We start from the raw sequence: 8059 nt of genomic DNA, 5'->3' as shown, positions 1-8059 counted from the left end.
GTCAGCGTGCCGAGTTTGCGAGTCAACGACCAGTTGCGAACGCTGCCGGAATTGCTGGGTAGCACACGGCGTAAATCGCTGACATTGGCACCCGAAGTGGCTCGCGATGACATGCGGCAACAAATCCGCAAAAAGATCAAGAACAGCGATTTGATCGAAGGGTGTCGGGCCGCTTTCCAAAACGGTTTCGAAAGCGTGAAGCTGTACTTCATGTGCGGTTTGCCCGGCGAACGGCCAGTCGATTTGGACGGCATCGTGGACTTGGCGGAAACGATTTCGACGGTCGGCAAAGAGGTCAACGGCCGCTACGCGCGAGTCACGGCCAGCGTTTCGAACTTCGTTCCGAAATCACACACGCCGTATCAATGGAACGGGATGCAGTCTCGCGAATATTTTCGCTGGGCACACGACTACCTTTGGAAACGCCGCAAGATTCGCAGCGTGAACATCAAGTGTCACGACATTGAAACGAGCTTGTTGGAAGGCGTGATCAGTCGCGGCGACCGCCGGACTGGCAAGGCCATTCGGTTGGCCTGGGAACGCGGGGCTCGCATGGATGGTTGGACCGAACACCTCGACGCAGAACGTTGGTGGCAAGCGATCGAGGACGCTGGCATTGATGTCGATCAACAAGTGCATCAGAAGTACGAAATGATGGACAAGCTCCCTTGGGATCACGTCAACGTGAAGTTCGGACGCACGTACCTTGAAAAAGAACAAAGCCGTGCGACCATCCAACTGACCGACATGGCCAACGCGACTTAGCAATTGGAACCGTTCATTGATTGCACCGTGTCGCGGCAAGTCATAACCCGCAGCGTCAGCAAGGCAATCGCTTCAGCGGTGAGGCCAACGTGCTTGTTTGGGATGTCCTTGCTAACGCTGCGGGTTGTGATTTTGCTTTGTCTCTTTCTTCCAATCTTTCCCAACAAGACTAGCGCATGAGCATTCGAGTTCTTTGTTTCAGTGACCTGCATCGTGACCAAGAAGCTGCGAAGCGATTGGTGGGGCTAGCCGATCAAGCGGACTTGGTTCTCGGTGCGGGGGACTTCGCCAACCGGCACGAAGGTTTGGCTGACACGCTGGCTATCCTGCAATCGATCACCAAGCCCACTGTGCTGGTTCCCGGCAACGGTGAGACCGTGGAAGAGTTGCGAGATGCGACGGTGGAATGGCAGGCCGCGATTGTCTTGCACGGAGAAGGATGCGAGATCGAACTTCACGGAAGCTCCGTCCCGGTTTGGGGCGTTGGCGGCGGGATCCCGGTGACTCCGTTTGGCGATTGGAGTTATGACTTCGACGAAGAGCAGGCGACCGAAATGCTGGCGGGATGTCCTGAGGGAGCGATCTTGATCACGCACTCACCCGCATTGGACACGGTCGATCACGACAGCGCCGGAAAAATTCGCGGCAGTCAAAGCATTCGCAAAACGATCCTGGCGAAGAAGCCCCGGTTCGCGGTTTGCGGGCACATCCATAGCGATTGGGAACGCCAAGTGACATTGGGCTCAACACCGGTTTTGAATGCCGGGCCGCGTGGCGTTTTTGTGGATGTCCCAGAGTAGAACGTTTGTCTCAAACGTTTGCGTGGGCGGGTGGTGTTGCCGAGACGCACTGCGCGAACGTGTTTGAGTTCGGTTTGGAGATGACGTTGCCAGGCGGTTCTGTGTCGCCCGTCGGAACAGTTGGGGACAACTGTTTTCTCTTTTTGCCCAACGCCATCCTTCCCCCACGCCGCGAATTTCTCTAGGTCGGCTTGACGATCTTCGTATACGCTCGGCCTTCGTTTTGGTCGATGCGTTCGGGGCGACCCTTGTGCAAGTAAATGAGCTTTCTGTGATCGATGCCCATCAAGTGCAAGATCGTGGAATGGATGTCGTGCACGTGCAAGCGATCTTCCACGGCGTGCAGGCCAAGATCGTCGGTGGTGCCGTAGGCTTGGCCGCCTTGCACACCGCCGCCGGCCATCCACATTGAAAAACCAGTCGGATTGTGGTCGCGGCCGTCACCTTTTTCGCTCATCGGCGTCCGTCCAAATTCGCCGCCCCAAACGATCAACGTTTGATCGAGCAGTCCGCGTTGCTTGAGGTCTTGGATCAATCCCGCGACGGGCAAGTCCATTCCGCGGCACATGCGTGTGTGGTTGGACTCAATTTTGGAGTGAGCGTCCCACTTGCTTCCCGCACCGTGATAGCACTGCACGAACCGGACGCCTCGTTCGACCAAGCGACGAGCCATCAAAAGTTGCCGCCCGTAGTCGGCGGTTTCCTTTTGATCGAGCCCGTACATTGATTTGGTTTGCTCGGTCTCTTGGGATAGATCCACCGCGTCGGGAGCATGGGACTGCATTTGGTAGGCGAGTTCGAAGCTACGGATGCGTGCTTCCAATTCACTGTTGTCGGAACGTTCGGCAGCGTGGGCTTGATTCAAATCGGCCAGGAAGTCGAGTGCCGCCCGCTGTTGGGGACCAGCGACATGTTTGGGGCGATCCAGGTTCGTGAATGGCGATCCGGTACGCTGCATCGTGGTGCCCTGATAGATCGCGGGCATGAAGCCGGCACCCCAGTTACGAGCTCCATTGATCACACGCCCCTTGCCTTCTTGCATGACCACAAAGGCGGGCAGGTTTTCGTTCTCGGTGCCCATGCCATAGGTCACCCAACTGCCCAGCGAAGGACGCCCAGCGAATTGGCTGCCCGTGTTCATTTGGCAGATGCCGCCGGAGTGATTGATGCCGTTGGTCCAGCAAGAACGAATGACGGCCAACTCGTCCGCCATCTTCGCGGTGTGCGGTAACCAATCCGAAATCCAAAGTCCGCCTTCGCCGTGTTGGGCCCACTTTCGCTGGGTCGGCATGATCGGTGAATCGAATTCACCCATGGCAGTCAGCACGCGACCGAAGCTCTCTGGGATTGGCTTGCCCGCCAACTTGTCGAGATCAGGTTTCGGATCAAACGTGTCCAGGTGGCTGGGACCGCCATCCATGAACAGAAAGATCACGCTTTTGGCTTTGGCTGGATGATGGACCAGTTTCGATGCCAGCGGCGAGGGAGCCTCCGACGATGGGCCTGCCGATGCGGTGTCTTGCAGCAGGCCTGCCAATGCCAGTGAACCAAAGCCGCCACCACATTGCAGCAGCATTTCTCTGCGTGACGAAAGTCGTGGTGAGAAGCCGTTGGAAGAGGCGGATGTTTCAATCGACATAAATCATCTCGCTGGAACAAAGGTAGGCGTGCAGGAGAGCGGTCTTCGCTTCTTGATCGTTCGCGTCTTCGGATTCGGATGGATAGGCTGAGATGAATCCGGCGGCACGTTCACGATCCCACTCAGTCGCGGATCGATGGAACAAACGAGGGTGAATTTGATCGACCAATTCGTCGACTGAGTCCTCCGCGAATTCTTTGGCCAATCGCTTAGCGCGGTCGTGCATCCAACTGTTGTTCATTAGCAACAGCGCTTGCGGAGAAGTCGTCGTTCGGTGGCGTTTGCCTTGGCTGCGAACTCGATCGGGGAAGTCGAACGCAGCGAGCAACGGATCGAGCTTGTTGCGTTTGACATTCTTGTAGATCGCTCGTTTGTCCGTCGCCATTTCTTGGCTGGCCACCAACATGGCATCATGGATTTCTTCGCCCGACAAACGGCGAGGATTCATTCGCCACAGCCAAACGTTTTGCGGATCGATCTCCGAAATGTGGTCGTCCATCGGACGCGAAGATGATTGGCGGTAGGTGGCCGACATCAAGATTCGACGATGCAGCTTCTTGAGGCTCCATCCATCCTCCATGAACCGAGTCGCCAACCAATCAAGCAGTTCGGGATGTGACGGTGGTGTGCCGAGACGTCCGAAGTCGCTGGCCGTTTCAGCGAGCCCGCGGCCAAAGTGTTGCTGCCAAACTCGGTTGACGATCACGCGAGCGGTCAGTGGGTTGTTGGAGTCGGTGATCCATTTCGCCAAAGTTGATCGGCGTCCGGTGGATTGCAAAACAGCCGGGATCGACAGGATCTCGGCGGGTTCCAGATCCAAGATCGTTGGGTATCCCGGATCGATCGGCGAAGTGTCTTGGTCGGGAATGAGTGTTGGTGGCGAATGAGGGCCGACGTCACCAGCAACGAAGGGCAGCGTCGGAAGCGGTTTGGGTTTTAGGTGATCGAACTGAGCCAGTTGTTTGCGAAGATGCTGACGTTCGGTTTCCGTCTCACTATCGAGGTACTCAGGCAACTTGTCGGGGTGAAGGTCGAATTGGTTGGACGCCAGCGAAGCGATTTGATGTTCGTATTCGGATCGATCGCAGCGTCGGCAGGCAATCATCGATTGAATTTCTTCGGTGAACTTGTCAACACCCTCGCGAGTTGCATGAGCGAGCAACGCGGGGGTTTCGATTTCATGCAATCGCTTGCGAACGGATTCGGTCGCCGCTTCCCACTTCTTAAGTTGTTGATAGTGCTCCTCACGAGTTGCTACGTCAGCGACGGGGAAGTCTTCGCGAGGCAGCAGTGGTGTGAAAAACGCTTTGAGAGCAAAGAAGTCTCGTTGCAACAGTGGATCGAATTTGTGGTCGTGACATCGAGCACACTTCAGACCTTGCGCCAAGAAAACGTCGGCGGTCGTTTCAGTGATGTCGCTGATGATTTCTTGCCATTGGCCTTCCACGTCACGCTGGTTCCATTCATAGATCCAATGCCGCAGATACATCGTTCCAATCAAAGCATCGCGATTGCCCGGATCAATTTCGTCACCGGCCAGTTGCTCGCACACAAAGCGATCGTAGGGTTTGTCGTCGTTGAACGACCGGATGACATAGTCGCGATAGAGGTGAGCGTGGGGCCGGGCATGGTCGGCGTTGTAACCATCCGAGTCCGCATAGCGAACCAAGTCCAACCAATAGCGAGCTTGGTGCTCACCGTATGCGGGACTGCTCAGCAATTCATCGAGTTGTGCCTCGTACCAGTCGTCAGGTGTGGCGGCGTCGTGTTGGTTGCTGGTTGGAGGCGGGCAAGTTGGTGGCAGCCCGGTCAGTGCGAAATGCAAACGTCGGGTTAACTGCGACGCGGAGGCTTCATCCGCGGGACGCAAGTTCTTTTGCTTCAAACGATCGAGAACAAATCGGTCGATCTCATTTCGGCACCAGCTGTCATCATCAACGTCCGGGACGGCTGGATCCGCGATCGGTTGGTAACACCACCAGTCTCGGTCATCCTCGGTGATGATCGGCATCGGGGTGAGAACAAGATCTTCCGGCCATGATGCTCCGGCGGTGATCCAGCTGGCAAAGCCGTCGACGACTGGATCATCCAATTGGCCAGCGGGAGGCATTTCGAACGACTCGAATCGCAACGCTTCTAGGATCAAACTGTCGTCCGCGTTGCCAGGAACGATCGCGGGGCCGGAGTCACCGCCTTCCAGTAGCGCGTCCAGCGATGTCAGTTTCAGACCGCCCTCTTGTTCGGTTTCGCCGTGGCACTGGATGCAGTGTTTGATCAGCGTCGGACGAACATGGATTTCGAACAGATCGCGAGACGCAGGTGACGAAGCGTTTGCGACTGCCGTTCCCAGAACGATCCCTGCACATCCGAATAGGAATGAAAGCCGATGCAGGAGGGAGGTGGGGATCACTTGCGTTTGCCTCGAGTGGTCGCGTCGGGAAGAAACGCTTGCGACGAACGACCTTTTCAGGCATCGCTTGCGAGTCTTGACCCGGGTGATGGCTTTGTGGTGGGAAGCATGCCGCTTGAACACGGGCCGGGAGACCTCGCGTTTGCCATTGGAACGCTGGCCAACCGCATGCCTGCGTGTGCGATCCGGCCCCTTAGCAAAAGCTTGAGGGTAACAAATCGACAACGCTCCCCTAGTCTATCGAGTAGTGACCCTCTCATGGGGCGATCGAAGCAACTTTTCGGCCTCTTTCTTGAGTAGGAGAAATGGGCGAAACGGAGGGTTTGCGGCTATTTGGCTCGCACGTATTAGCGTGAAAGGAGCGTCTTGATCGCTTCTTTTTGCTCGGCAACGAGTGCTTCCGACCCGCCAAGAGGTTGCGGCGGGTAGGTTTTTTCTCGCGTGTATCCGATGTGGTTCATCCAGGCTTTCCAGCGAAGATTGCGGATCGCATCGATCGACGCGAAAACGGGATCCGCTTTGACTTCTGCCAATGTCATGTTTGTTTCGCTCGCTCCGAGTGCGGACGCGATGGTTTGTGCCATCAACCAGTGCCCGTCTTCATTGGGGTGCACTTTGTCTTTTGAAAACGGTTGGTCACGCTGCTTGCGGGCGGCAAGCATCTCTGTGTGCAGGTCGATGACTTTGACATTCGTAATGTTCAGTTTCGTTTCCCAGCGAGCGTATTCGCTGAGCACGGATTCGTAGTTGAATGAGTCATCTTTTGGTTGGTAGTCGTAGATCGGCGGTGTAACCAGATAGATCTTCTTCACGCCGGCCTGTTTGGCTTGAGCGATCATGTTTTGGATGCCGTTCTGGAACGCTGCGAATCGGCCTTCTTCCAGCGGTTGGTAGATTCCATCGTTCATTCCGTAGCATGCGATCAAAACGTCTGGCTTCAGTTTGGTGAGCAAGCGGTCGAATCGTTCGAACAAACATGGCCGTGGGAATCGGCCTCCCGCGTGTCCGTCTTCACTCAGTCCCGAGACGGTTTCACTCGACAATCCCAGTGGATAGATGTCGAAGGTTCGTTTGGGGTAACTTTTTTGCAACTGATACGACAGAAAAGAAACGTAGTGTCCAGCTTGCGTGATGCTGTCCCCAACGACCGCGATGCGAGATTTGGCCAGCAAGTCGATGTCGGATTCATCAGCAAAGAGAGGCTTCCATGGCAGGCTGATCAGCAGCAGACAAGCCGCAATTGCGAAACCGAATCGGGCAAGCTTTTTGGGTTGAGTTGGGTCGATGGTTGCTGGCCGGCGACTGGACATGGGCGGCGTTCTTTCGAGGTGGGACAGAGATTGAATGGCGTGAAGGTGGGATGGGGCGGTCGAATCAATTCCAGTGTTCAGAAATTTTGCCGCGTAGGAAGTCGGCGCTGCGGCGGAGTTGGTCGATTCCATCCACGCCATCTTCGATACTGATCCAGGAATCAAAGCCTTTCGATTTTAATTCGCGAAAGATGGCATCGTAGTCGTTCAGGCCTTTGCCGATTTCACCATGACGGAGTCTTTGAGCGTAACCGACCGAGCCACCTTCTTCAGCGCGAAGGTCTTCCAGTGTGCCTTCGATCAGAAAGCGATCGCTGGCGTGCATGGTGACAACGCGGTGAGACACGCGGCGAAGCAATTCCAGTGGATCGTCGCCGGCTAAGAACGCATTGCTGGGGTCGTAGTTGACGCCGAAGTTCGGATGGTCGATGGCATCCACTAGATCGCAAAACACGTCCATGGATTGCGCGAACTCAGGGTACTCCCAGAAGTCATCTTTGTAGTGGTTCTCGAGGATCAGCGTGATGCCGCGATCGGCAGCGTAGGGAAGGCACTGGGTGATGCAGTCGGCGGCCAACTCAATGCCTTCTTCATTGGATAGTTCGGGGCGTCGCTGTCCACTGAGCACTCGGCAGTAGCTGCCTCCGAGCGTGTCTGTCATCTCAATCCAACGCAATTGCTGTTGGATTTGTGCGTCACGGAATGCTTGGTCGGGGTGGGTGAAATCGGGCGAGCAACACAGCATCGGAATGACCATCCCGAGGTCATCGACTTGTTGGCGAAGCGAAGGCCAGTTGCTTGGATCTTCCAGTTCTAGAAAGCCGGCGTAGAACTCCAGGCCTTGAACATCCAACGTCGAGGCAAGTTCAAACCACTCGGCCAGCTTCATCGAGCCGTCTTTGCACAACGCGGTCATGTAGGCTTTGGGAAACGCGGCCAGTTGGGGCATGATTGGGACTGCTGTCTGTTGGAGGAAATGTGGCATAGGCTTCCAGCCTGTGTGTGCTTCACAGGCTGGAAGCCAATTTTGTTCGGCACGACGGTTGCGGTCAGTGTTGTTTGTCAGGTTTTGGCCGATGAAGCGAGGTGCCGTGCGGCGAGATGCTGCCAGGATGCGTGCGATGGCTGCGGCACT

General features: G+C 56.0%; 5 protein-coding genes and 1 pseudogene. 2 read left to right on the top strand and 4 right to left on the bottom strand.

Going from position 1 to position 8059, the window contains the following annotated elements:
* Positions 1–765: pseudogene (locus tag RE6C_RS10880) on the top strand (TIGR03960 family B12-binding radical SAM protein); the annotation flags it as partial.
* Positions 766–941: 176 nt separating this feature from the next.
* Positions 942–1565 carry a metallophosphoesterase family protein gene (locus RE6C_RS10875; protein WP_008656551.1) on the top strand — a complete coding sequence of 208 codons (624 nt, stop codon included), beginning with the start codon at positions 942–944 and terminating at the stop codon, positions 1563–1565.
* A 181-nt stretch (positions 1566–1746) separates the two neighbouring features.
* On the opposite strand, the gene RE6C_RS10865 is transcribed toward RE6C_RS10875, so the two are convergent.
* The 4 genes from RE6C_RS10865 to RE6C_RS10850 all read right to left on the bottom strand — a co-directional run.
* Entirely contained in the window at positions 1747–3204 is a 1458-nt protein-coding gene (locus tag RE6C_RS10865; protein WP_039961786.1) for a DUF1501 domain-containing protein, read from the bottom strand.
* Positions 3194–5614 (bottom strand): PSD1 and planctomycete cytochrome C domain-containing protein, encoded by a 2421-nt coding sequence (locus RE6C_RS10860; protein ID WP_008656548.1) that lies wholly within the window; start codon positions 5612–5614, stop codon positions 3194–3196. The genes RE6C_RS10865 and RE6C_RS10860 overlap by 11 nt, the downstream gene beginning before the upstream one ends.
* Positions 5615–5961: 347 nt before the next feature.
* Positions 5962–6924 (bottom strand): SGNH/GDSL hydrolase family protein, encoded by a 963-nt coding sequence (locus RE6C_RS10855; protein WP_008656547.1) that lies wholly within the window; start codon positions 6922–6924, stop codon positions 5962–5964.
* 64 nt (positions 6925–6988) lie between these two features.
* Positions 6989–8059: sugar phosphate isomerase/epimerase family protein (locus RE6C_RS10850; RefSeq protein WP_236618104.1), on the bottom strand; the 1071-nt coding region annotated here is incomplete at its 5' end.

The organism is Rhodopirellula europaea 6C (genome assembly GCF_000338295.1).
In the GTDB taxonomy this organism is placed as follows: Bacteria; Planctomycetota; Planctomycetia; order Pirellulales; family Pirellulaceae; genus Rhodopirellula; species Rhodopirellula europaea.
Note: the sequence above shows the minus strand (reverse complement) of the source record. Positions and strands in the feature narration are given on the sequence as shown.

Coding starts and splice junctions, on each gene's coding strand:
- RE6C_RS10875 (WP_008656551.1), top strand. CDS start 942: ATGAGCATTCGAGTTCTTTGTTTCAGTGACCTGCATCGTGACCAAGAA.
- RE6C_RS10865 (WP_039961786.1), bottom strand. CDS start 3,204: ATGTCGATTGAAACATCCGCCTCTTCCAACGGCTTCTCACCACGACTT.
- RE6C_RS10855 (WP_008656547.1), bottom strand. CDS start 6,924: ATGTCCAGTCGCCGGCCAGCAACCATCGACCCAACTCAACCCAAAAAG.